The sequence below is a fragment of the Fibrobacterota bacterium genome (genome assembly GCA_019509785.1).
In the GTDB taxonomy this organism is placed as follows: Bacteria; Fibrobacterota; Fibrobacteria; order UBA11236; family UBA11236; genus Chersky-265.
Genome location: JAEKLQ010000026.1, coordinates 41,311 through 64,718 on the forward strand (window position 1 = coordinate 41,311; position 23,408 = coordinate 64,718).

Sequence of the window (23,408 nt, forward strand, 5' to 3'; positions counted from 1 at the left end):
CTTCAGGCTCCGCGATTCAAGGGGAAGAGTTGGATGTTGACCTGGACCACGCGCTCGCCTTGGCCGTCCTCCACGGCGAAATTACGCAGCTCCTTGCGCATCAATTGGATTTGCTTCTTAAGCCGGGGGAAATCCCCTTCCCGTATCGCGAAGCTGACCGCCGAGATATCCCGTTGCTCCGGGTCCACCGCGTCCACCGCCTTCATGGCCAAACCCATCATCTGGAGATGGTAGTTCCTCACGAAGAGCGGGAGGACTTCGTCGTCGGTGGTGATGGAATCGTCGACGGCGCGGAAGCCATTGGCGGTGCGCTTGATCAATCCGGCTTCCAGCAGGAGCTTCAGCGACTCCTGCGCTTCGCGCGGTTCGATCTTCGGCTGCAATTGCCCCGCGATCCATTCCGGGCTGTTCCGGAATTTCCCCAGCGCCAGCATTTCCCGGATGGCGCTATGGTACCAGGTATTGAAGATCCGGAATTGGCTGGCTTCCAGCTTCTTCAATCCGTTCGGCTTTCCGGACTTCAGCAGCCTTTGGTAGTAGACGTCCTTCTCATCCAAGGTCTTGGATTGGTTGAAGAAAACCAGGTTCTCGAAATACTCGGCGCGGTCCTTGGGCAGCTTGAGCGCCAGGGTCAGCTTCAAAAGGCTTTTCTTGCTCAGGTTCCTTTTACCGTCCAGAACGTAACGCAATAAGGTATGGCTGGAAAACCCGGCTTCCTTGGCGAAGGCCCGCACCGAGAAGCGGGGATCGCTTTCCTTCCGGGCGGCATGCGTATCCGAAAGGTATTGGCGGTAATTCGTATAGTTGATGACATCGGGCGGCGGGAGGGCCGGCTTCCGGGGCGGGGTATCCATTACCGGAAAAGATACCCGTAGGTGAGGCTATTCCAGGCGGGATTTTACGGGAGGCCGGAAACAATTGTGCCCAGCCCCGGATTTCCGGCGATGTTCTTAGACATTTTGAGGAGGTTGAGCGCTTGGCGGCGGTTTACCGGTCCGAGGCTACGGCCCGCTAGGTCGACGACGCGGGGATCGGGGGATAGGGCCGAAACGGGGCGGCTGGGTAACGCCAAGGTTACGGTTCCCCACGTCAGGGTCGCTCCGGCCCCGCTCTTCGCGTCGCTGATTTCCGCTTGGAGCTTTTCCGGATCGGTGAAGGCGAGGGCCGCGTAGGCGGGCGTAAAGGATTGGCCGGCCCCCAAGGTATTGCCTTCGCACTTATCGAACTTGTTGTTCCTCACCGTAATGGCGGTGAAGGTGGGATCGAAGCCGGTGTCGATGGGGGTTTTCTGCCCGATGAAGGCATTGCCCTCCGCCAGTATGTTGGACCGATGGCAGGCGCGGATGCAGTAGGCTTGGCCCGGGTCGGCGCTGGTGAAAAGGCAATTGGCGACGTGGAGCTGGGCGAAACGCACGCGGGGCATGCGCTCGGCGACGCCGTCCGCCCACCACGTCTTATAAAAGGTGATCAGGAGATGGGCCGAGTCTTCCGCAGCATTCTTATCCGAGTGGCCGATGAGGTTGCAAAAGCGGTGGGATTTGCCGGAAGTTCCCGAGGCATACGATTTGGAAGTATAAGAGAACTTGGTCCAACTCACGGTGATATAGTCGCATGCATGGGTGATATCCAGATTGCCGTCTTCGCCGTCGGAAATGTCCAGATGATCCAGCCAAATGTTCTTGGCTTCGCTTTCCAGATGCACCGCATCCAGCCCGTCGACGTCGTAGGCCCCGGGGCCCTGGATTTTCAGGTTGCGGAGGATGATGTTGCCGACGCTTTTATGGATGTCGAAGCCGCCGTTCACGGTCGCTCCCGGAAGGCCCAGGATGGATTTATCCGAAGCCACGACCACGCGGTCCCCGTCCGATTGGCCGCTGGTGCCCGCGTTCCCCATGACGCCGTTTACCCAGATGATGTACTTGCCTTCCATCTTCGCGTACTTCTGGAGATCGGCCATGGTGCTCACGGTTACCTCGGTGCCGCCCGCGCCCCCCTTGGTCCCGCCGTTGAGGGATGCCCATCCCCCGGGTTGGTCCGTTACGGATGCCGACCAAAGCCAAGTCGCCAGGGAAAAATGGAGCAAGCAAGCCTTTATTATCCCGTGCATACTTCGTCCTTCCGATTCACGGCGGCGAAACCGGGTTCGCATCCGTGGGATGGAAAGTAGGCAGGGAATATCCTTCAGGACCCCGGGAAATCAGGCTCCGTGGGCACCTTTGTGTCCAGGGACCGGGATGGAAGATGGGGGATAGGCCCTATGGCCGCGGCCCGTTAGGCGAAGTCGCGGCATCCGTCGGGGGCGGGCAAACGTTGTCGTATTTCTCGAAGTCGATCCATTCGGTCGGCTCCCCTTCGCTATTGGGCAATAGCACCTTCGCGGCATCGGCCGGGCCCTCGCTGCCGGCCGCGTAGTTGGGGAAGGCGCTGCCCGCCGGGGTAGAGCCCCAATTTTTGAGAAGCGGATCCAGGAATTTCCAGGACAGCTCGGTCTCGTCGGAACGCACGAACAAGGTGGGATCGCCCAGCACCGCGTCCAGGAGCAGGCGTTCGTAGGCGTCCGCGCTGGTGTCGAAGTGATCGCTGTAACAGAAATTCATGGAAGTGTCCGACAGTTCGAAGCTCTGGCCGGGATTCTTGGTCGTCAACTCCAGCAGGATGGCTTCCTGGGGCTGGATCTTGAACACGATGCGGTTGCTGGCGAGCGAAACGCCCGGCTTGTTGAACAGGATGCGCGGGAGCTTCTTGAAAGTGACCACCACTTCGGTGCCCTTACGGCCTAGGCGTTTGCCCGAGCGCAGGTAAAAGGGCACGCCGGCCCAGCGGAAGTTGTCGATGTTCATCCGCATCGCGACGAAGGTCTCCGTACTGGATTCCGGCTTGATGCCCTTGCCTTCGCGATAAGCGATGACCGGTTTCTCCTTGATGACGCCCTCCCCGTATTGGCCGCGTACCGCCACGGGCGGTCGGGCCGCCAGGTCCAGCGGACGCAAGGAGCGGAGCACCTTCACCTTCTCGTCGCGGATGGAGTCGGCGGAAAGGCCTACCGGCGGCTCCATGGTCACCAGGCAGAGGATCTGCATCAGATGGTTCTGGATCATGTCCCGCAAAAGGCCCGCTTGATCGAAATACTCGGCGCGATCCTCGGCCCCGAGGAATTCGGAATGGCTGATCTGGACGTGCTCGATGTAGTTGTGGTTCCAGATGGCCTCGAACACCGAATTGGCGAAGCGGAACACCAGCAGGTTCTGGACCGACTCTTTGCCCAGGTAATGATCGATTCGGTAGATCTGCTTCTCGGCGAAGCACGACAGCAGGTTTTCGTTGAGCTCGGTGGCGCTCCCGATGTCCTTGCCATAGGGCTTCTCGACCACCAGGCGCGACCAATTCCCGCCCCGGGGGGGATGGACCATGCCGCCTTGCTTCAGCGCCAAGGCCACCTCGGCATAACCCTGCGGAGGAATGGCCAGGTAGAAGAGGTAGTTGGGCGGGATGCCGGTTTCCTTGCAGACGCGGTCGCAGGTTTCCTTCAGTTTTTGGATCCCGGCCGCGTCGTAATGGGTTTGCAGGTAGAGGAAATGCTTCTCGAAATCGGCGGGGTACTTCGCCATGGAAAGCAGTTCCTTGGTTTCCATGGGTTTGCGGCCCACCGCGATGATCTGGAACTTGGCCGGCATCATCTTCTTGAACATCAGGTTCCCGAGGGCGGGGAAGAGCTTGCGCTTGGCGAGGTCCCCCGAACCGCCGAAAATGACGATGAGGCATTCGTCCGCGCCGCCCTTGTTGTTGAAGAAGTTGGACGAGCTCCTGGTCTTTTCATCGAATGTCAATGTCATGGCGGCGAATCCCCGTTCGTGGTGCTGCAAAATTATAATTTTCCGCCCGGTTTACCGTAACAGGAACGCGCTCGCGCATGGATTTAGCCTCATTCAGGACCGTCCTCGAAACCGCCTGGAGACGGCGCCGCGCGTTGATGGATCGAACCGATGCCTTCCGGGTCCTGAACGGCGCGGCCTCGGCGGCCCCGGGCCTGATCGTGGATCATTTCGCGGGCTGGTTGGTGGCCTACGCCTACGCAAAGGATCCTTTTTTATTGCGTCCGGGTTTCGCCGAGGTCTTGGCGGAAACCACCGGCGCGCGGGGACTCTCCCTCATCGATCGCGGGAACAAAGGCGAGGCCGGCCGCGACGATGGGCGCATGCTGCTCGGGGAAGCGCCGGAGTCCGCCGAGGTGCGCGAGGGAAAGCTGCGGTTCCGCGTCTATCCGCGGCATCCGCGCAACGTGGGGCTTTTCCTGGATACCCGCGAATTGCGGGAGTCATTGGCGGAGGCGTGTACGGGCCTGGACGTCCTCAATCTGTTCGCCTATTCCTGCTCGCTCGGGATGGCCGCCGCCGCCGGTGGCGCGGCGGCGGTCGCCAACGTGGACGTATCCGCCCGATACCTGGGATGGGGCAAGGACAATCTGGCCCTGAACGGCCTCCCTGCCGACCGCATGCGTTTCGTGAAAATGGACAGCGGCAAGTACCTGGAATGGGCCGCCAAGAAAGGCATGGCCTTCGACGCCATCATCCTGGATCCGCCCAGCTTCGCCCGGAACCAAGAAGGGACCTTCGCCTTCGCGAAGGATTACTTCCGCTTGGCTGGGGCCTGCGCGCGGTTGTTGCGGCCGGGCGGGACGCTATACGCCATGACGAATTACGGGGGCATCGCGCCCGCGCGCTTCCGCGCGCGCTTGGACGAGGTCCTACGCGCCGAAGGCCGTACGCCCTTGTCCCTCGAGCGTATCTCCTTGCCCGATGACTTCGACGCCGCCCGCCCCCCTTCGGAAGTCGATGAGCGCGCGGTTCCGCTGGGCATGGGCGCGGCGGTAGAAGGCACCATGCTCGGATTCGCCGCCCGAACGCGCTGATTTCCCCACTTTAAGTTTGCGATCTTTCAGGTTCGACACTGTCGCAACCGCGATCGCAAATGATTAGTTATTTTCCCGCGAGAAGCAGGAGCCTGAATGTCCTTCCAGGTCGCACTTAATTCGCGCAATGTGCTGGTGCCCTTGGGCCTCGAGGATCGCCAAGGCGATCGCCTCCATCATGCGCTGTCCCGCCTGGACACCGCCACGGCGCTGGTAATCCAGGTTTCCGCCGCGGGCTCTTTCGGGCAAGAATTCATCCCGCTGCGCATCCGCCGAGGCGACACCGAATCTTACGCGGGCGAAGCCTGGGAATTGCGCGTGCAAAAGGCCTCGGGGGATCTGCATGCATATTACCTTGGCATACCCGATAGCCTGTTCGCCGTGACGGAAAGCGCGGAACCGCCGCGATCGCTTTCGGTGCAGGTGGTCGGCACTTCGCCGCTTACCGGCCGCGAGGATTTCACCGGCGGCGTGGACGTGATCTTGCAGGCCCAGGTTGAACCGCCCCTAATCCCCGGCTTCCTGGCGCTGGCGGAACGCTTCTATCCCACTTTGCTGCCCCATAATTTCATCGGCCAGCGCGCCTTGGCCGAATTCGAATTCGGCGGGAAGCGTAGCCTCATCCTGATGGCGGGCCTGGAGGCGGATCCCGCCGACCGCATCCCCGTCAGCCTAGGCAAGCATTGGGACGCCAAGAATTGGGTCCAGGCTGTGGTGGAAAACCTGACGCCCATGGGCGCGGGTCCGGCTTGGTTCTCGATCCAGGGCGGATGCTTCTACGGCCGCAACCATCGCATCTCGCATTGGTTCGGAGGCGGGATCGGCCTGGATGAAAAAGGTTTCCGGCAAGCGGCGGGGGAGCGCATCCGCGGCATGGGGCCGAGCGGGAACGGGGCCTGGGTATTCTGGTTGGAACCGAACGGGGAACCGGAAGGCCATCTCGCGACCCTGCGGAATCCCGCTGCCGCCGCGAGCCGTCCCATCGCCATCCGCCACCCCATGCTGCATCGGGTGTTGTCCGCTCCTTCCCATGTCCCGGCCGCCGCGCGCGGCGAGCTATCCGGTGGATTGCCCTTGGCATCCGCCATATCCGCGCTGTCCGGGGTGGCCGCGATTCTGGCCTCCCATCAAGACACCTTGCAACGGGCCCAGGCCGAGCCGGCCCATGCGCTTTGGTCCGGGCGGGCCAACCCGGCCGTGGCGGCCGCTCTCGACCTGGAGGAAGGCGCGGCAGGTTCCCTGCCGCCGGCTCCCGCCGCGCAAGACCGCCTCGCCGAGGGCATCCGCGCCTTATACCGCGAGCACGGCGAAACCTTGCGGAGCCTGGAGGCCCACTTCGACGAGACGTTCGGATACTCCGCTTGGGACGCCGTGGGGAATTCCCTGCGCGAGGCGTTGGCCGGTTCCCTGGCCGAGGCCCAGTCCCGCGCCCCGGCGTAAGGGATTTCCGGTCAATGAGCTTTATCGTCCTGGCCAATAGCACCCGCGTCATCCTGCCCTTGCAGACCCGCCTCGAAGGACCCGCGGCCACGCCTGCCCTGGCAGGCTTGTTGGTTTCCCAGGCCAAGGCTTCGGGCCATTGCCAGCAATCTTTCATTGAGCTCGGGGCCCCGGGCCTGCCGCGGCCTTTCCGGGGGGAACGCTGGAGCTACGAATGGCGCGGGGACGGGGCGGAGAACCTGCTCGCCTTATGGTTGGGCTTCCCCAACGTGTTCTTTTCCGGCGGCATCGATCCGAATCTGCGCGTAGCCATCGAGGCCTTGGGCCGCCCCCAGGCCGGTCCGGGAATGCTGCGCTCCATGGCGCGCATCTCCATCACCGTGAAGGACGGCGGGCTCGTTCCAGGGGCGCCGAGGACGGAGGGTGAGCCGGTCTGGATTCCCGAGGGACGTAAAAGCTATCCGGAGGCAGGCGGCGAATAAGGTTGAGCCGCGAAGAGGGAGAAGCGAAAAAGGGGAAGCGAAAAGGATAAGCCGGAACGCCCTCGCTACAGCTTCGATCTCAACTTCAACGCGAAACCGTTCCTGGGATTGATCGCCAGAATCTTGTCGACCGCGTCCTTGGCTTGGGCCTTCATCCCCATGGCCTGGAAGGTCACCGCCAATCCTCCCAAGGCGGACACCTTTTGCTTTTCGGAGACGCCTTCGGCGATCAGGGCTTTTCCGTACAGCAGGTTCGCCTCGGCGGTTCTGCCCAAGTCGTTCAGGTCGTCCGCGGCTTTGAGCCGCTCCCCGGCGGAAGCAGGCCAATCCCGGGCTTGCACCATGCTCATCAGGGAAGCCTCCCTCTCCGGAGTAACATGAGAGTTACCCTGGTAGGAAGACTTGGGCGGCTTAGGCGCGGACGGCGCGCTGGCCTCCGGAGCGGAGCCGGGACGAGCGGGCTCCACCGGCATGGGTGGCTCGGAATAACCCGTAGCCGGTCCGGTATTCGCCCCGGCCGGCGCGGCCTGGTTCTTTCCGGACTCCCCTCCCTCCGGATAAGGGGGCCGGTCCGCGGAGGGTTGCGGGGGGACCGCGGTCGGTTCGGGTTGGCTGGAAGCGCCCGGGCCCGTCGCCGTCGTCGGGCGGGCGTTGGCCGCGGGTCGAGGGGGAAGGGCGGGGACGGATTCATCGGATACCGCCACCGGGGTTCCCGAGGGCTTGGCTTTTTCGGCGGCATTGCCGCGGAGGAAAATGAACAAGGCCGCCAGGCCAGCGAGGATGGCCACGCCGCCCGCGATGCCGAACAGGAGCCTGAGCTTGGCTTTGGCCGCCGCGGCGCTCCCGTCCGGATTGTAGATCCCGGTGCGGTTGTCGCCCGCGCCCTTGAAGCCATAGGTGGTGAAGCCGCCCGAACCGATCGAGCCGGCGGCTTCCATGGGATCCTTCTCCAGGGAAGACAGGCTTACGGACATGGGTTTGTTCTGCGGCGGGGGCTCGTTCCGGAACGGGGATTTGGAACCGGAACGGGGTGTTACGGGTTTACCGAATAGGGTCCCCGGTTGCTCCAGATCGGCGAGGCCGCCGGGGGGCGCGAAAGGCGCGCTTTCGCGGCGCGGGGGTTCGGATCTCGCTACGGGCTGGCCGGAGGGTACGGCCGGGGCTCCGAATAAGGTGTCGCCGCCCGGCTTGCGCGGATCCGGGAAGAATCCGTCGGCGTTTTTACCAGATCCCGGGCTCTCGGCGCCGAATGGTTGTTGTCCGCCGGCCGACGGCATCGCCGGTGCGGTTTCGGAAGGAAAAAAATCGAAAAAGGAATCGCTATCGGCGGGCTTGGCGGGCGTGCCGAACAAGGTGGGCTCCTTGGCGGCGACGGGTTCGGCAGGCATCGGAGGGGCCACCGGGGCGGAAGCGGCGGCCGGAGCGGGGCGATCCCCCATGCGATCCTGTAGCCGTTGCATGACTGCTTGTAGTTCCCACATCGCATCGGCGAAAGCCCCCGCGTCCTGGAAGCGCTCTTCGGGCTTGGGATGCAAGGCTTTACCCAGGAATAAGGCCAGATCGCGGTCGATACCGCGCGCATCGTTGAGGGTTTGGGCGGGATTGGAGGAGGGGTGTTCGCCTTTGACCAGGCGATACAGGAGGCCCGCGATGGCGAAAAGATCGCTGCTGGGATAGCTGAGGAAGCCCGCTCCTCGGCCCGCCATCTCGGGGGCCCGATAGCCCCGGTACTCGGGGCGAAGGGGAAGGGGATCGGGGGTCATTTCAGTGTTACCCAAGGCGCGCGGGTCGGGATCGCAAAGCTTGGCGACGACCGGGCCCGCGATCACGTTCCCGGGATGGATGTTCAAGTGGCGCGTACGCTCATGCAAGGCCCCCAGACCTTGGGAGACTTGCCACAGCAGCTCCAGTCCGCGGGCGAAATGCCCGGGCTCGCCCCGGTGCTTACGGGCCCAATCCTCGAAGGATTCGCCCTCGACGAAGGATCTGGCCACGAAAACCTGTCCCATTTCCTCCTGGACGTCGAGGCAGGCGGCCAGGTTGTCATGGCCTATCTCGGTCATGATCACGGCCTTGAGGAAGAAGTCCGGGGCCGCCATCAGCTTGGCGGAGACCTCGGGACGGTAGATCTTGACCGCCAGCCGGCCGGCGTTGCTATTGGCCAGGTAGGTGACGGAGGCCGGGCCTTCGCCGGCCATGCCATCGACCACGTACTTGTTCGCGATGACCTCGCCGTGGGAATATTGGGGATGTGCGGGCATGGTGCAAAGTATACAATTTCGGCTTCCGGCTTCCCCGTTCGCGGCCGCGCGCGCCGAGGCGCATTGTTATATTTGGAGGGTACGAGTGGCCGCCCCGCGAGGGCCGGGGGGCCGAATCCCAAGGTGCGAATGCCGCCGATTTCCACAGCCGATAGGTTGCGTAGCTATGCTTTCCGGCATGCGTTCATCCGTACGGCCCTGTGCGCATTAATTCTGGCGGGGGCCGCCCACGCGCGCCACGAGAAGGAGTTGAGCGAGGACTCCCTGCAAGCCCTCGTTACGCGCGAGCCCGACAATCCCGTGCATTGGATGAAGCTCGGTACCTTGGCCGCGCGCGGCAACCAAATCGATTTGGCCAAGGGTTATTTCGACGAAGCCATCAAGCTTTCGGGCAACCAGGGCAAGACCATCCTGGAAGTCGGGGACGTATGGCTTTCCCAGGGCCGCGTCAAGGCCAGCCTGCCTTACTTGATGCCCAACCTGGGGCATCTCGATCCCGCCCGGCTCGATCAGTTGCAGAACGGCCTGGATAAGGAAAGGCTGTACTCCGCGCAATTGCTGGTCTTGCGCAATCTGGGTTCACGCACGCAGTCTTTCCAACCGGTGAATCGGCACTTGGCCATGCTGGCCTTTTACCTCGGCGATTACCCGCTTTGCCAGTCCACCTTGTCCCGCTTCGCCGATCAGCTGGATCTGGAAGCCGCCCGCAACCTGCTGCTGGTCGCCTTCTTCATGGGCGGCACTCCCGATCCCAAGGTCGTCGCCACCTTGCGCAAACGCTTTCCGGAAGTGGAAATCGGATATCTGGCCGCCCTGAACTCGGCCCAGCAAGCCAAATGGGGCGAAGTGCGTGAGTTCCTCAAGCACGAAGCGAATTCGCCTTCCTATCGCGATTATTTCCAGCTACTGCGCGCGATGGAAGCGGCCGCGGACGATCGCGCCGATGAAGCCGTGGAAGCCTACCAGAAGTCCCTGGAACTGGCCACCTGGGATCGCCTCAAGGTGGTCATCAACGCGGAGATGTACCGCTTGTATTCCACCACCGGCAACAAGTTCAAGGCGGATCAGACCTGGGATCAGCTCAAGGAGGACTACCAGGAGGCCGATCCGGAACTGCAGGAATTCATGGCCCGGCAATTAGGCGCGCGCGGATACGAGAAGCAGGCCAAATATTTTTACCGGGTCGCCCTGCGCCGGCGGCCGGGATCGGCGGCGGCCCTGGCGGCCTTATGGGAAGACTTGATGGGCAACGAGGATTACCAGACCATTTCCGACAATCTGAAAGCGATGCTAGACAGGGATCCGCTTTCCTGCGAAGGCAATTCCCTGGCCATGGATTTCCAGATGCGCCAGAAAAACGATAAGGATCTGCTTCCCTATGGCCGGAACGCGACGGTTTACTGTTATGACGCGCTGGATCCTTACCTGGTGCTGGGGAACGCCTTGGTCAATCTGAGCCGGCCCGACGAGGCCCGCAGCTACTTCTCGACCTACATCCGCAAGGGCGGCGACGTGAACAAGGTCCCCATAAGCCTGCGCTAGCAGGCCGCCTGTGCTAGCAGGCCGCCTGTGCTAGCGTTCCCATCCGAATCGCGGTAGGCCGCCGTCAGACTTCGGCGTCGTCATCCAGGGCGGTCGCGCCCGACCGGAATTCTTCCAGCAAAGCATTCGCCTCGCCGACCTGGGCATCATCCACCATTACGTCCACGCCGTCGGTAAGGTCGATGGAGGGGAAGAGTCCGTTCGCGTCGTCGGTACGCACTTGCGCCTCGATGCCCCCCTCCTTCAACAGGTTGCAGATGATGATGGCTTGGGTTGAGCTCGAGGCTTTGTATACCGGGACCAGACTCATGGTTCTCCCTCCGCGTACAGATGAACCGTACCTCGGTAATATAAATCCACGGAGAGATGGAGAGCCGGATCCTCGCTGCGGAATGCCGGCAAGAATTCGCCGGGCTCGGCCTGGCGCCGCACCAAAGGCAGGAATTCCGCGTATGGCACTTGCCCGCCTTTGAAATCCTGGATTTGCCACGAGGGCCAGGTGAAGGCGGAAGGCAGGCGTTGCGACAGTTTGACCAAAAACATCTGCCCTTCGCCGAGCAGCATCTGCGACAGGTCCTTGGCGTAATCCACTTGCGATGCGTCGGGAACCTTGCCGATCGCCTTGCGAATCTCGGCCAGGGATGGCGATCCCTGTTCATCGAGCCACGCCTGCAATCGCAGCGGCTTGCGGCCGTCCACCCGCACCAGCCAATGCGTATCATCGCCGGGACTGAAGCATACCGGCTTCCCGCTTTGCTTGGCTCCCCCGGACTTGGGGCGCTTCGCTACGGAAGAGCCTTGGGATGATCCCGGCATGTCCTTGCATGCCACGTGCAGCCATTCCGACGAGGTATCGAGGTAGGCAAATAGCCCCGGCGAAAAGCGAAGGGGGCCGGCGACCGGGACGCGGGCGATGGGCGGTTCCGCGCGGAAGACGAGAAAATAACGCCCGCGTTCCACCCCGGAACCCAGCCAGCCACGCTCGCCTCCGTAGCCTTTCAGCAACCATTCCTGCTGCAGGCCCGGGAACCGCTTAACCACTTGCGAATCCAACGCGCCCGACGTTTCATGCCAGGCGGCGCCATTGCCGTACTCCTGGGTCAGGGCCGCGAAGCTATCGGAAGGGATCTCATCCGGTTGATCGTAACGGACCCCGGCCAAGCCTTCCGGATTCCAATCGAGCCGGAGCGCGAAGGAATCGCCATGGGCCAGGCGATAGAACCCGATCGGTTTGCCGTCCTTGCGTTCGGCCAACTTCCAGGATTGCTTGAGATCGGCGGTGTCGGGGAAATGGACCGCTTGGGATGGCCGCGCCAGGAATAAAGACAGGGCTATGGCCAAGGAGGCCATGGGGCGGAAGGCAATGGTGCGCCGCGCCCCCGACATGGCTACTCCGGCCGATCCGTCCCGGGATCCGCTTCCCCGGCTTCGGGATTCTCCCCGCCTTCGGGCCCTTCGCCTTCAGCCGCGGAACCGTTCAGCTGGGAGCCATCCTCGGACTCGGCCGTGAGGGCCGCGATGTCCACCGAGCCGGCGGCCTCGGCTTTCGCCTTTTCGGCCGACTCCAATGCGTCCGGATCCAAATCCTCGCTCTCAACCACCGCAACGTCGGTCACCAAATCGCCGTCGTTGAGGCGGATGACGCGTACGCCCTGGGTATCGCGGCCGATCATGTTGATGTCGGCGATCCCCAAGCGGATGACGTTGCCGTCCTTGGTAATGACCAGGATTTCTTGTCCTTCGCGCACCGATTCGATGCACACCGCCGGGCCGTTCTTGTCGGTGATCTTGATGTTCCGTACGCCCTTGCCGCCGCGGCCGGTGACGCGGTATTCATCGGGATCGGTGCGCTTGCCATAGCCGGTCTCGGTGATGGTCAGGACGGTCCCGCCCTTCTCGGCGATGATCATGCCGATCACCTTGTCGCCCTCATCGAGGGTGATGCCTTTGACGCCGCGGGAGCCGCGGCCGGTCTGGCGGAACTTGCCCATCGGGAAGCGGATGGCTTGACCCAACGCGGTCCCGATCATTACGTCGTCGGCTTCGGAAGCCATCACCACCTGGGTCAAGGTATCGCCTTCGTCTAGGGTCAGGGCGTTGATGCCGGCCTGGCGGGGACGGGAGAAGGATTCCAGGGAGAACTTGTTGATGACGCCCTTTTCGGTGACCAGCACCAGGGAGCGCGGATCTTCGAAGTCCCTTACGGGCACGAAGGCGCTGACCTTTTCGCCTTCTTGCAGGTTGAGGAAGTTGACCAGGGCCTTGCCCTTGGAGGCGCGCGCCGCTTCGGGCAATTCGTAGACCTTGAGCCAATGGCAGCGTCCCATATTCGTGAACACGAGGATGTAGCTATGGGCCCAGGCGATGAAAAGATGCTCGACGAAATCCTCTTCCTTGAGGCCGGTGGCCGAGATGCCCTTGCCTCCGCGCCCTTGCGTCTTGTAGGCGTCCGTGCCGATGCGCTTGATGTAGCCGGTATGCGACACGGTCACGATCATCGGTTCGTTGGGGATCAGGTCCAGGTAGGTGATATCGTCGGCGGCGTCCTCGATCACGGTGCGGCGCCCGTCGCCGTATTTCTCGGCGATCTCGGTCAGTTCCTTTTCGATGATGGCCATGCGCCGATGCTTGTTCGCCAGGATGTCCTTCAGGTCCGCGATGACGATGGTAAGTTCATTGTATTCGGACTCGATCTTGTCGCGTTCCAGCCCGGTCAGGCGCTGTAGGCGCATTTCCAGGATGGCGTCCGACTGGCGCTCGGATAGGCCGAAGCGTTCCATGAGGCCGGTCTTGGCCGTCGCGGCGTCCGCCGATCCCCGGATGAGGGCGATGACCTCGTCGATATGATCCAAGGCGATGCGCAGGCCTTCCAGGATATGGGCCCGTTCTTCGGCCTTGTTCAGCTCGAAGCGGGTGCGCCGCTCCACCACTTCGTGGCGATGTTCCAGGAAGTAATAGATGATCTCGCGCAGGTTGAGGGTGCGCGGGCGGTTGTTCACCAAGGCCAGGTTGTGGATCGAGAAAGTCTCTTGCAACTGCGTGTGCTTGTACAGCTGATTGAGGATGATGTCCGGGAAGGCGTCCTTCTTGAGCTCGATGATGATGCTCATCCCGTCCTTATCGGACTCGTCGCGCAAATCGGAAATACCTTCGATGATCTTGTCACGCACGAGATGGGCCATCTTCTCCAGCAGGTTGGCTTTGTTCACCTGATAGGGGATCTCGGTGACCACGATGCGGTTGCGGTTGTTCACCACTTCGACGTGGGTATTGGACCGCACCAGCAGCTTGCCCTTGCCGGTCACGTAGGCCGCGCGGATGCCGTTGCGGCCGTGGATGGTGGCTCCCGTGGGGAAATCCGGCCCGCTCACGATGTCGCAAAGCCCCTCGACGGTAATGTCGGGATTCTTGATCATGGCCACGCAGGCGTTGATGATTTCGCGCAGGTTATGGGGGGCCATATTGGTGGCCATGCCCACCGCGATGCCCGTGCTCCCGTTGACCAAGAGGTTGGGGAAAGCCGATGGCAGGACGGAGGGCTCGGTCAAGGATGAATCGTAATTCGGGGTGAAGTTGACGGTATCCTTCTCCAGGTCCTGCAGCATCATTTCCGCGAAGCGTTTCATGCGCGCCTCGGTATAACGCATGGCCGCGGGCGGATCCCCGTCGACGGAACCGAAATTGCCCTGGCCATCCACCAGGGGATAGCGCATCGAGAATTCCTGCGCCATGCGCACGATGGACTCGTAGATGGCCGAGTCCCCATGCGGATGGTATTTGCCCATGACCTCGCCCACGATGGTGGCGGACTTCTTGTAAGGCCGCTCGGGAGCGAGGCTCAGGTTCTCCATGCCGTACAGGATGCGCCGATGCACGGGCTTGAGGCCGTCGCGCACGTCCGGCAGCGCGCGCGCGACGATCACGGACATGGAATACTTGAGGTAGGAGACCTTCATCTCTTCCTCGATGAAGGTATTCACGATCCTGTCGTTGCCTGGGGCCTGTACGGTCATGCCATCTCCTCAATCGTGTCGAAGCGGATCATAGGGCGTCCCAATCGGCTTTCAGCCCCGCTACGCGCAGGGCCTCGGCCTCATCGGATTGGCCGACTTGCAAAGGGGTGATCGATATGCGGCCCCGCGCGAGGGCCCAATCGTCGGTGCCCTCCCGGAATTCGGCGGCCGGCTTGTAGCCGACCAGGCGGAATTCGGTGAGCCCATGCTCGGAACGGGTGGCCTCGTAGCTGTCGCGGAACATCACCGTGCTCATGGTTGTGACCGATGCGCCTTGGATTTCGTGCGGCTCGCAAGGGGGGAAATTCACGTTCCAGAAGCAAGCCGGCTTGCCGCCGGCCAGCCGGTCGCCGCCGCTTTGGGCCCCGGCATGGCGCTTGGGCAGCATGGCCGGATGCCGAAGCAACCTGCGCAACCAATCCACGGCATGCGCCAGGCGCCCGGGCTCGTCCTTCCAGACGGAAACGGCGATGCTGGGGATGCCCCACATGGCGGCTTCCCGGGCAGCGGCGACGGTACCGGAGTAAACCGCGCTCATGCCGGCGTTCTCGCCCAGGTTGATGCCGGAGAGGACCAAATCGATTTCCCCGGGCTGGAAAAGATGCGCCACCGCGAACTTGATGCAGTCGCACGGGGTGCCCATGACCTCGTACTTGGGATAGGGGGAAGAGGCATCTGCGCGGAAGGCCAGGCGTTTCTCCAGACCGTGGGTGAAAGAGTGAGACATGCCGCTTTGATCCGTGGCAGGCGCCGTAACGCGTACCTCGTGCTCGCCATGGAGCGCGTCCGCCAGAAGGCTCAGGACGGGGCTGCGGATGCCGTCGTCATTGGTGACAAGGATCTTCATTCCGTTGGCTGAAAGAGCAGTTTTCCGACCTTAAAACGGAACGGAAATTTTCGTCCTCACAGTGAAGGAAAGGTACCAAAAACCGGGGTTTCTTCCAAGGTTAAAACCGCATCCGGAAGCCTTTGGGGAAGGGCCGCGCCGGGCCCGGGAACCGTGGCCCGCAGGGCGTTTATAGCCGTGGCCGGAATAGTTACCTTGGGGGCTTTAACGTCCCATCGGAAAAGGTCCCAGCCCATGAATTCCCCGTCCCAGCCGAAGGCCCCCGCCTCCGCATCGTTGCAGGCTCCCAAAGGCACGCGGGACTTCTATCCCGAGGACATGCGGCTGCAGAACCACCTTTTCGACGTGTGGCGGCGGGCCTGCCTCGATTTCGGGTTCGAAGAATACGAAGGGCCCACCTTCGAGCATCTCGAACTGTTTACCGAGAAATCCGGCCAGGAAATCGTGACGCAGTTGTACAACTTCAAGGACAAGGCGGAACGCGAAATCGCGCTCCGGCCCGAGATGACGCCCACCCTGGCCAGGATGGTGAACCAGAAGGGCAATAGCCTGAAGCTGCCGCTGAAATGGTTTTCCATGCCCAGGCTGTTCCGTTACGAGAAGGCCCAGCGCGGCCGCCTGCGCGAGTTTTTCCAGCTCAACATGGACGTCATCGGGTGCGAGACCGTAGCGGGCGAAGTGGAGTTGCTTTCCGCCATCATCGAGATGCTCAAGGCCTTCGGCCTGACCGCGGCGGATTTCTCGGTGCGGATTTCCAGCCGCCGCCTGCTCTCCGAATTCCTGGACGGCAAGGGCGTGCCGCCGGAGAAGAAAAATTCCGTATACGCGGCCTTGGACAAGCGCGCCAAGATCGGCCCGGAAGCCTTCCGCGAATTGCTCGGGAAAGAGGGCTTGAACGGCGCCGATATCGATGCCATCGAAGCGTTCTTCCAATGCAAATCCTTGCCGGAGTTGGCGCCTTTCCTTCCTCCCGGGCCCGTAACCACGGGCTTGCGGGAGCTGGAGCAGCTTTTCGCCTACCTGCAAGGCCTGGGCTACGGCGACTACGCGGAACTGGATCTTTCCGTGGTCCGCGGGCTGGCCTATTACACCGGCGTTGTCTTCGAAGTCTATGACAAGACCGTGGGCCTGCGCGCCTTGGCCGGCGGCGGCCGTTACGACAATCTCTTGGCCAGCCTGGGCGGGATCCCGCAGACCGGGGTCGGCTTCGGGATGGGGGACGTGGTGTTGGCCGAGCTCCTCAAGGAGAAGGGCCTTTTGCCTTCGGGACGCGAGCCGCTCGACTATTACCTCGTGGACGTGGCGCCTCCCGATGATAAGCTTCCCAGGCCCGCCCTGCTTTCCCTGGCCCAGCGCCTGCGGTCCGAAGGCCGCCGCGTGGGCTATGCGCTCAACGGCGAGAAGATGAAGAAGCAGATGGCCCAGGCCAACGATCAGGGCGCGCGTAACGTCCTGTTCTTCGGCAGCGACCGGGCTCCCGAAGGCAAATACGAAGTGAAGGACCTGGCGTCGGGCGAACAGAAGGTCTGCGCGTTCGAAGAGCTTTAAGAAAAAGGGTAAAGGGTACAGGGTAAAGGGTTAAGCGTACGGGAAATGGAAGACATCGCTCCTCTTATCCCTTTACCCTGTACCCTTAACCCTTCACCCTTCACCCTCTCGATCCAAGACTCCAGCCCGCAAGAATCAATGAAAGACAATATGAGTTCAGAATACGAAGGCCGCCAATCCCACATCCCCGCCATGGACATGCCCGCCATCGAGGTCTGGGAATTCCAATATCCGGGCAGCGACACCACCCTGGAAGTCTCCATCCCCGAGTTCACCTGCATTTGCCCCAAGACCGGCTTGCCCGACTTCGCCACCTTGGTCGTAACCTATGTTCCCGGGAAGCTGTGCTTAGAGCTGAAGAGCTTCAAGGAATACATCCTGAACTATCGCGATCTCGGGATTTTCCACGAGCATGTCGTGAACCGCATGCTGGCGGACTGCGTGAAAGCCTGCGCGCCCAAGCGGATGGAAGTGAAAGGCGTTTTCAATGCGCGGGGCGGGATCCAGACGACGGCGGTGGCGCGCTTCGGGTTTTGAGGCCGTTCCAACCGAAAAACGCGGAACTCCCGCGCGGGCATTGACAAAGTCGATCCGATTCCTTACCATATTGTAAGGAATCGGGGAGGCTCCATGCCGTTTTCCACTCTGACATCCAAAGGCCAAATAACCATTCCGAACTCGATCCGGAAGCGTTTCCACCTGCGCGCGGGGAACCGGCTGGAGTTCCGCGTGACGAAGGAAGGGGAAATCAGGCTTTCGCCGGTATCGTTGACGGTGGATGATGTTTTCGGGATACTCAAGCGGCCCGGCAAGAAGGCTCATTCCGTGGAAGCGATGAATCAGGCCTTATCGGATAAGTTCCGGGCCGGGAAATGAAAGCGCTGGACACGAATGTTCTGGTCCGATTTTTAACAGGGGATGATGTCGCTCAGGCGGGGAAGGTGGTTGCGACGTTACGCGCCGCCGAAAACAGGCAAGAGCGGTTTCACGTAAGCATTCTAGTCCTGCTTGAGTTGATATGGGTCCTGGAATCCCTGTATAAATATCGGCGCGAAGAGGTCTTGTCCGCGGTGGAAAAAATGCTGGCCTTGCCGGTACTTGCCATGGAAAACCCCGACATAATCGAATCCTTCCTAAGCGCCTCGTCGGTAACGAAAGCGGACCTCTCCGACATCCTTATCGGCGTGGCTGGCAGGGCCAAGGGTTGCGAGACCACCTTGACCTTTGATAAAAAAGCAGCCAAGGAAACCGGACTCTTCCGGATTCTCGCCTAAGTCCCCCATCTTATCGTATTGTGGGCTACCATAGGCCGCTTGTGGCTTGTCATGATGGATCTTCCTGGGAAGCCCGGGATTTCTTACCTTTGAAGTTCCGATAAGAAGGGAAATTCTCATGCCGAAGATCCATAATTTCAGCCCCGGACCCTCGATTCTCCCGCGCCAGGCCATGGAAGCGGGCTCCCGCGCCTGCCTCGACTTCAACGGCACCGGCCTCTCCCTTTTGGAGATGTCGCATCGCGGTAAGGACTTCATCGCGGTGATGGATCAGGCCGTGGCCTTGGTCAAGGAACTGCTAGGCGTTCCCGCGGGCTATTCGGTGCTCTTCCTGCAAGGCGGGGCCAGCATGCAATTCGCCATGATTCCCTACAACCTGCTGGACGAGGGCGAGACCGCGGCCTACGTGGACACCGGCACTTGGGCCAACAAGGCCTTGAAGGAAGCCAAGCTGTTCGGCAACGTGAAGGTGGTGGCCTCTTCGAAAGAACAGAACTACAACTTCATTCCCAAGGGCTACGCCATCCCGGCGGACGCGAAATATTTCCACGTCACCTCGAACAACACCATCTTCGGGACGCAGATGCAGCACTTCCCGGAATCGCCGGTTCCGATGGTGGCGGACATGTCGAGCGACATCTTCAGCCGCCCGGTGGACGTCTCCAAGTTCGGCCTCATCTACGCCGGGGCGCAGAAGAACATGGGCATCGCGGGCACGACCCTGGTCATCCTGCGCAATGATCTGCTCGGCAAGGTGAAACGTAAGATCCCTTCCATGCTGGACTATAAGCTGCACATCGAGAATGAGTCGATGTACAACACCCCGCCGGTGTTCGCCGTTTACGTGGCGATGGAAACCCTGAAATGGGTGAAGCAGATGGGCGGAGTGGCCGCCATGCAGAAGCGCGACGAAGAGAAGGCGCAAAGGTTGTACGCCGAGATCGACGCCAACCCGCTCTTCAAGGGCACCTGCGCGGTGGAGGATCGTTCCCGCATGAACGTTACCTTCGTGATGCAGAAGCCCGAGCTGGAAGACGCTTTCAACAAGGCGGCCGAGGCCGCCAACCTCTCCGGCCTGAAGGGACATCGCTCGGTGGGCGGTTTCCGCGCGTCCATCTATAACGCCCTGGAGCTCGAGAGCATCGACGCGCTGGTGGCGGTGATGCGCGACTTCGCCCGCAAGCATGGTTAATGTGGCGGCGGCCTTCGCCGCCACCCTGTCCCTCTCCCTCTCATTGTCCTACGGGATCCCGGCGGCCGCCGGGGATCCCGCTCGTCTTGCGCCTGATTCTGCGCTTACGGACACCCTGAACCGCTGGCCCTCGTCGGCTTCGCCTGCTACGGCATTGCCTCCGGCGGCTTCGCCTTCGGCGACTCCGGCTCCCTCCGCGGCTTCCGCTCCTTCCGCTCATCCCGCCCCCGACACCACCCGTAACATCCACGATACCCATGCCGAGCAAGAGCGGTTCCTGAATACGGTCACCGGGTCCCACCAGAAGGCCGATCCGCCGGAGTGGCGGGCCCGCCCGCCTTATCCCGGCGCTCCCTTGCTGCTCAGCCTGCCGGTGGCCGACTTCCCCTATACCTTGCGGGGAGGTTTCGATTCCCCCAGCATGCGGCAAAGCCTGATGGCGTCGGCGGCTTTCACGCAGTGGGCCGATCAATCCCTGGTCTGGCTCTGGTCGGGAGCGGAATCCGGTTTCCTCCGCAATCTCCTCACCTATACCTCCCTGGGCTTATTCGCCTGGGTTTCCGATTACCTCCCCTTGGGGGACGCCTGGTTGCATGAGGAATGGCACCGGGCCGTATTCACCCGGCGCGGGATCAAAAGCTATAACGGCATCTATGATTTCGATCTGGGATCGAGCGCCATTCCCGTGGAACACGTCGAGGATCGGGATTTGGCCGCCCTCAAGGACCAGCATCCGGCCGAGTTCACGCGGTTGATGGAAGCCGGGGGCGAGGGGGAGACCGAGGCTGCGCGCGAAATGCGCCGCCGGAATTTTTTCCTGGGGCGGCAGTCCTATTCCGACCGCATCGGTTGGTGGGTGACCGGGCTGAATTCCTCTTTCTACATCTGGACCAGTTCCATCGATGTTTTCGACAAGGATCTGCAAGATGAAAACGCGCGCGAAACGGATCCGCGCCAACGCGATTTCACCGGGCTCGATTACCGCGCCTGGGTTTACGATCTGCGCCATCCGGACGTGCCCTATGCGGCCGGGCCGCGCGGCCGCTTGCATCCTTCCGGAACCGGTTTCGATCGCTATCTCTTGAACGGCGACCTGACCGGGGATGAAAGGGATTTCCTTAAGTTGCAGGCCGGCCTATCCCTATTGAATTTGATCTCAGGGCAGAACCTGGGCTGGGACTGGCTGCCGGGGGCCAATCCGTGGGGCGGCCAGGGATACTTGTGGAACTTCGGCCTCACCCATCACCTCACGCCTTTCGGTTACGCCGTGGGCGGGGAATTCCTGGCGCGTCAAGGAAAGGCGGATTGGATCTTCACCGCGCAGGGCATGGCGAACGCCACCTTGGTGCTGCCCTGCCTGGGCGCGGAACTGTTCCGTTATCCCCTCGCTTTAGGGCGCGAACCGGTATTCCTTTCCTTGTCCCTGTCCGCCTGGTTGCAGCCCGAAGCGCAACGCTTCCGGTCCCGGTCCGCCGAGCCCGGCGGCTATGGCTCGTTGGGCGCGGCCTTTCCCTTAGGCCAGAGCCTGGAGATTTTCGCCGAAGGCGACGCCAAGACCGATGGATGGGAGCCGGGAGTGGTTTACCTGGATGCGGCGGCCGAAGGCCGCTTCGGGATCCAGATGCGGTTGTGAGCGTGCGTCGGGCATTCATCGCCCGACCGTTCAGCCGCGAACCCCCGTCCTCGATCCTTCATCCCAAAAGCACGTTGTCGATCAAGCGCGTTTTCCCATAGAACGCGGCGACGGCCAAGGCCGCGGGAACGTCAATCCGTTCGATAGGCTCCAAGCGGGCCCGGGACACGGCTTCCAGATAATCGATGCGCGTAGGCGCCGAAGCTTCGATCTCGGCGCGCAACATGGCTTTCAGATTCGCGGCGGAACGTTCCCCGGCTTCCCAGGCCGCTTGGGCCCGGAATAGCCCGCGCGATAAGGCGGTCGCGCGTTCCTTTTCATCTTCCGTCAGATAGGCGTTGCGCGAGCTGAGGGCCAATCCGGATGCGGCGCGCACGGTGGGGACGATCACCATTTCCAGATCCACCGAGAGATCCCGTACCATCTTCGCGAGGATCAGGGCTTGCTGCAAATCCTTTTGGCCGAAATAGGCGCGCCCGGGCCGCACGATATGGAAGAGCTTGAGGACGACGGTGCAGACGCCGCGGAAATGGCCGGGCCGCGCGGCGCCGTCGAGGAAACGGTCCAATCCGGGGACCTCGCAGTAGGCGGAGAAATCGGGCGGGTAGAACTCCGCGGCCTCGGGGGCGAAAAGCGCGGAGACTCCGGCCTCGCGGCAAAGCCGCGCGTCGGCCTCGAAGGGCCGGGGGTAGCGGGCCAGGTCCTCGTGGGGGCCGAACTGGAGCGGATTGACGAAGATGGAGACGACGGTCTCGGGTTGGGCGGCGCGCGAGGCTTCCACCAGTTTCATGTGCCCGGCATGCAGGGCGCCCATGGTGGGTACGAATCCGGGCCGACGGCCGGCAGGCAGCGCATCGCGCCAGCGGCGGAAGTCTTCTATGTTCGCGAGGATTTCCATAAGGGTCCTGAACGGAATGCGGGTACGGCTACTGGCCCTGGCCGGGGAAAGCGGTGGCCTATTTCTTCCCCATGGAGGTGGGGGAGAAGTAGGTCACCCCTTCGGGCACCTTGGCGATCGTCTCCACCAGTAGTTGTAGGTCATCCGGATTCCGCACGAAATCGATGTTGTTCGTGTTGATGATCATCAGGGGAGAACCCGAGTAATAGTGGAAGTAGTGGTTGTACGCCTGGTTCAGGGACTCGATGTAGGCCTCTTCCATGTTCCGCTCGTAGGGGCGATCGCGCAGGCGGATGCGTTGCATGAGGGTACGGGTGTCGGCCTGCAGGTAGATCACGTAATCGGGCTTGACCAGGCTCCGCTCCAGGATGTCGGCCATGCGATAGTACAGGTTCAATTCGTTCTCGTCCAGGTTCAAGGTCGCGAAGATCTTGTCCTTGGCGAACATGTAATCGCTCAGGATCTGCGGGCGGAAAAGGTCCTGTTGATGGAAGACTTCCTGGATCTGGCGGAAGCGCGAGAGGAAGAAGAACATCTGGGTCTGGAAGGCGTAACGCGATTTGTCCTTGTAGAAATCGGAGAGGAACGGATTGTTCTCGAACTCCTCGTACAGCGGCATGCAACCCATGCGGCCGCAAAGCGCCCGTACCAAGGTGGATTTGCCCACGCCGATGACGCCTTCCACCGCCACGTAGCGGATGCGCTCGGGCAAGGCGATTTGCGCCGCCGGCAGGGGACGGTATTCCTCCACGTCCTGGCGGCCCTGGATCTCGATGCAGCGCTGAAGTTGGGCGGACACGTTTTCCTTGAATCCCGGCAGGATGAAATCGGGATCCAAATCCGCCAAGGGCACCAGCACGAATTGGCGATCGAGAATGGAAGGGTGGGGGACCTGTAAGCCTTCTTCGTGGAGGATCTCGCGCCCATAGGATAGGATGTCGATGTCTATTTCGCGCGGGGCCCAGCGGCCGCGGGGCTTGCGGCCCAAGCGGGTCTCGGTATCGCCGCAGAACTTAAGCAAGGCGCGCGGCTCCAAGCGGGTGGAAAAGCGCACCACCAGGTTCAGGTATTTGCCTTGCGGACCCGGCCCCACCGGCGCGGTCTCGTACACCCGGGATTTCTGGATGGGGCTGACGGCTATGGCTTGCAGCGCCTCGAGCGCGTTCTGGAGATGGCCTTGGCGGTCATCCAGGTTGCTCCCCAGGCCTAAGTGGACAATGGTTTCCGGGCGAGCCATGCGAGGCGCAAATATAGAAAGGAAGGGGATCCGGTTCCCTGGAATCGGCGGTTCCGAAGCCCAAAGGATGCCGATTCCGGGGTTATTTTTTATATCTTTTTCTGCGTCCACACATCCCTTTCTTTCCAACTA

The 23,408-nt window shown here is 62.0% G+C and carries 20 protein-coding genes; 10 read left to right on the forward strand and 10 right to left on the reverse strand.

Annotated elements, in window-relative coordinates; translation table 11 throughout:
• Positions 1-2: 2 nt before the first annotated feature.
• From JF616_05385 to zwf, 3 genes are all read right to left on the reverse strand, one after another.
• Positions 3-854: a TIGR02147 family protein gene (locus JF616_05385; protein ID MBW8887176.1), complete on the reverse strand. Its 852-nt coding sequence runs from the start codon at positions 852-854 to the stop codon at positions 3-5.
• A gap of 44 nt (positions 855-898) precedes the next feature.
• The gene (locus tag JF616_05390; protein MBW8887177.1) at positions 899-2,107 is read right to left on the reverse strand and encodes a pectate lyase; all 1,209 of its coding nucleotides are present in this window, start codon (positions 2,105-2,107) and stop codon (positions 899-901) included.
• Between the two features lie 148 nt (positions 2,108-2,255).
• Positions 2,256-3,833 carry a glucose-6-phosphate dehydrogenase gene (zwf, locus tag JF616_05395; protein MBW8887178.1) on the reverse strand — a complete coding sequence of 526 codons (1,578 nt, stop codon included), beginning with the start codon at positions 3,831-3,833 and terminating at the stop codon, positions 2,256-2,258.
• A 77-nt stretch (positions 3,834-3,910) separates the two neighbouring features.
• On the opposite strand from zwf, the gene JF616_05400 reads away from it, so the two are divergent.
• From JF616_05400 to JF616_05410, 3 genes are all read left to right on the forward strand, one after another.
• Complete coding sequence (locus JF616_05400) at positions 3,911-4,909, forward strand: class I SAM-dependent rRNA methyltransferase (GenBank protein ID MBW8887179.1); 999 nt, start codon at positions 3,911-3,913, stop codon at positions 4,907-4,909.
• Positions 4,910-5,005: 96 nt separating this feature from the next.
• The gene (locus JF616_05405) at positions 5,006-6,349 is read left to right on the forward strand and encodes a hypothetical protein (protein ID MBW8887180.1); all 1,344 of its coding nucleotides are present in this window, start codon (positions 5,006-5,008) and stop codon (positions 6,347-6,349) included.
• A 14-nt stretch (positions 6,350-6,363) separates the two neighbouring features.
• The gene (locus JF616_05410) at positions 6,364-6,831 is read left to right on the forward strand and encodes a hypothetical protein (protein ID MBW8887181.1); all 468 of its coding nucleotides are present in this window, start codon (positions 6,364-6,366) and stop codon (positions 6,829-6,831) included.
• 65 nt (positions 6,832-6,896) lie between these two features.
• On the opposite strand, the gene JF616_05415 is transcribed toward JF616_05410, so the two are convergent.
• Positions 6,897-9,092, reverse strand: a complete 2,196-nt coding sequence (locus tag JF616_05415) for a hypothetical protein (protein ID MBW8887182.1) — start codon at positions 9,090-9,092, stop codon at positions 6,897-6,899.
• Positions 9,093-9,215: 123 nt separating this feature from the next.
• On the opposite strand from JF616_05415, the gene JF616_05420 reads away from it, so the two are divergent.
• Positions 9,216-10,634 carry a hypothetical protein gene (locus JF616_05420; GenBank protein MBW8887183.1) on the forward strand — a complete coding sequence of 473 codons (1,419 nt, stop codon included), beginning with the start codon at positions 9,216-9,218 and terminating at the stop codon, positions 10,632-10,634.
• A gap of 64 nt (positions 10,635-10,698) precedes the next feature.
• On the opposite strand, the gene JF616_05425 is transcribed toward JF616_05420, so the two are convergent.
• Genes JF616_05425 through surE form a run of 4 tightly spaced genes read right to left on the reverse strand, consistent with a single transcriptional unit; the run spans position 10,699 to position 15,494 of the window.
• Positions 10,699-10,944 carry a DUF2007 domain-containing protein gene (locus tag JF616_05425; protein ID MBW8887184.1) on the reverse strand — a complete coding sequence of 82 codons (246 nt, stop codon included), beginning with the start codon at positions 10,942-10,944 and terminating at the stop codon, positions 10,699-10,701.
• Entirely contained in the window at positions 10,941-12,020 is a 1,080-nt protein-coding gene (locus JF616_05430; protein MBW8887185.1) for a hypothetical protein, read from the reverse strand. The genes JF616_05425 and JF616_05430 overlap by 4 nt, the downstream gene beginning before the upstream one ends.
• Before the next feature lie 2 nt (positions 12,021-12,022).
• Positions 12,023-14,647, reverse strand: coding sequence for a DNA gyrase subunit A (gene gyrA / locus JF616_05435; protein MBW8887186.1), 2,625 nt, complete (start codon positions 14,645-14,647; stop codon positions 12,023-12,025).
• A gap of 28 nt (positions 14,648-14,675) precedes the next feature.
• Positions 14,676-15,494, reverse strand: a complete 819-nt coding sequence (gene surE, locus JF616_05440; GenBank protein MBW8887187.1) for a 5'/3'-nucleotidase SurE — start codon at positions 15,492-15,494, stop codon at positions 14,676-14,678.
• 234 nt (positions 15,495-15,728) lie between these two features.
• On the opposite strand from surE, the gene JF616_05445 reads away from it, so the two are divergent.
• From JF616_05445 to JF616_05470, 6 genes are all read left to right on the forward strand, one after another.
• A complete protein-coding gene (locus tag JF616_05445; protein ID MBW8887188.1) occupies positions 15,729-17,042 on the forward strand; it encodes a histidine--tRNA ligase in 1,314 nt (437 codons plus the stop codon).
• Between the two features lie 138 nt (positions 17,043-17,180).
• The gene (queF, locus tag JF616_05450; GenBank protein ID MBW8887189.1) at positions 17,181-17,579 is read left to right on the forward strand and encodes an NADPH-dependent 7-cyano-7-deazaguanine reductase QueF; all 399 of its coding nucleotides are present in this window, start codon (positions 17,181-17,183) and stop codon (positions 17,577-17,579) included.
• A 93-nt stretch (positions 17,580-17,672) separates the two neighbouring features.
• Entirely contained in the window at positions 17,673-17,918 is a 246-nt protein-coding gene (locus tag JF616_05455) for an AbrB/MazE/SpoVT family DNA-binding domain-containing protein (protein MBW8887190.1), read from the forward strand.
• A complete protein-coding gene (locus JF616_05460; GenBank protein ID MBW8887191.1) occupies positions 17,915-18,316 on the forward strand; it encodes a type II toxin-antitoxin system VapC family toxin in 402 nt (133 codons plus the stop codon). Before JF616_05455 ends, JF616_05460 begins: the two co-directional genes overlap by 4 nt.
• 118 nt (positions 18,317-18,434) lie before the next feature.
• Entirely contained in the window at positions 18,435-19,508 is a 1,074-nt protein-coding gene (gene serC / locus JF616_05465) for a 3-phosphoserine/phosphohydroxythreonine transaminase (GenBank protein MBW8887192.1), read from the forward strand.
• Complete coding sequence (locus JF616_05470) at positions 19,501-21,141, forward strand: hypothetical protein (GenBank protein ID MBW8887193.1); 1,641 nt, start codon at positions 19,501-19,503, stop codon at positions 21,139-21,141. Before serC ends, JF616_05470 begins: the two co-directional genes overlap by 8 nt.
• Positions 21,142-21,199: 58 nt before the next feature.
• On the opposite strand, the gene JF616_05475 is transcribed toward JF616_05470, so the two are convergent.
• Both JF616_05475 and folK read right to left on the reverse strand, forming a co-directional pair.
• The gene (locus tag JF616_05475; protein ID MBW8887194.1) at positions 21,200-22,039 is read right to left on the reverse strand and encodes a pantoate--beta-alanine ligase; all 840 of its coding nucleotides are present in this window, start codon (positions 22,037-22,039) and stop codon (positions 21,200-21,202) included.
• 58 nt (positions 22,040-22,097) lie between these two features.
• On the reverse strand, positions 22,098-23,276 hold the full coding sequence (folK, locus tag JF616_05480; GenBank protein MBW8887195.1) for a 2-amino-4-hydroxy-6-hydroxymethyldihydropteridine diphosphokinase: 1,179 nt from the start codon (positions 23,274-23,276) through the stop codon (positions 22,098-22,100).
• Between the last annotated feature and the right edge of the window lie 132 nt (positions 23,277-23,408).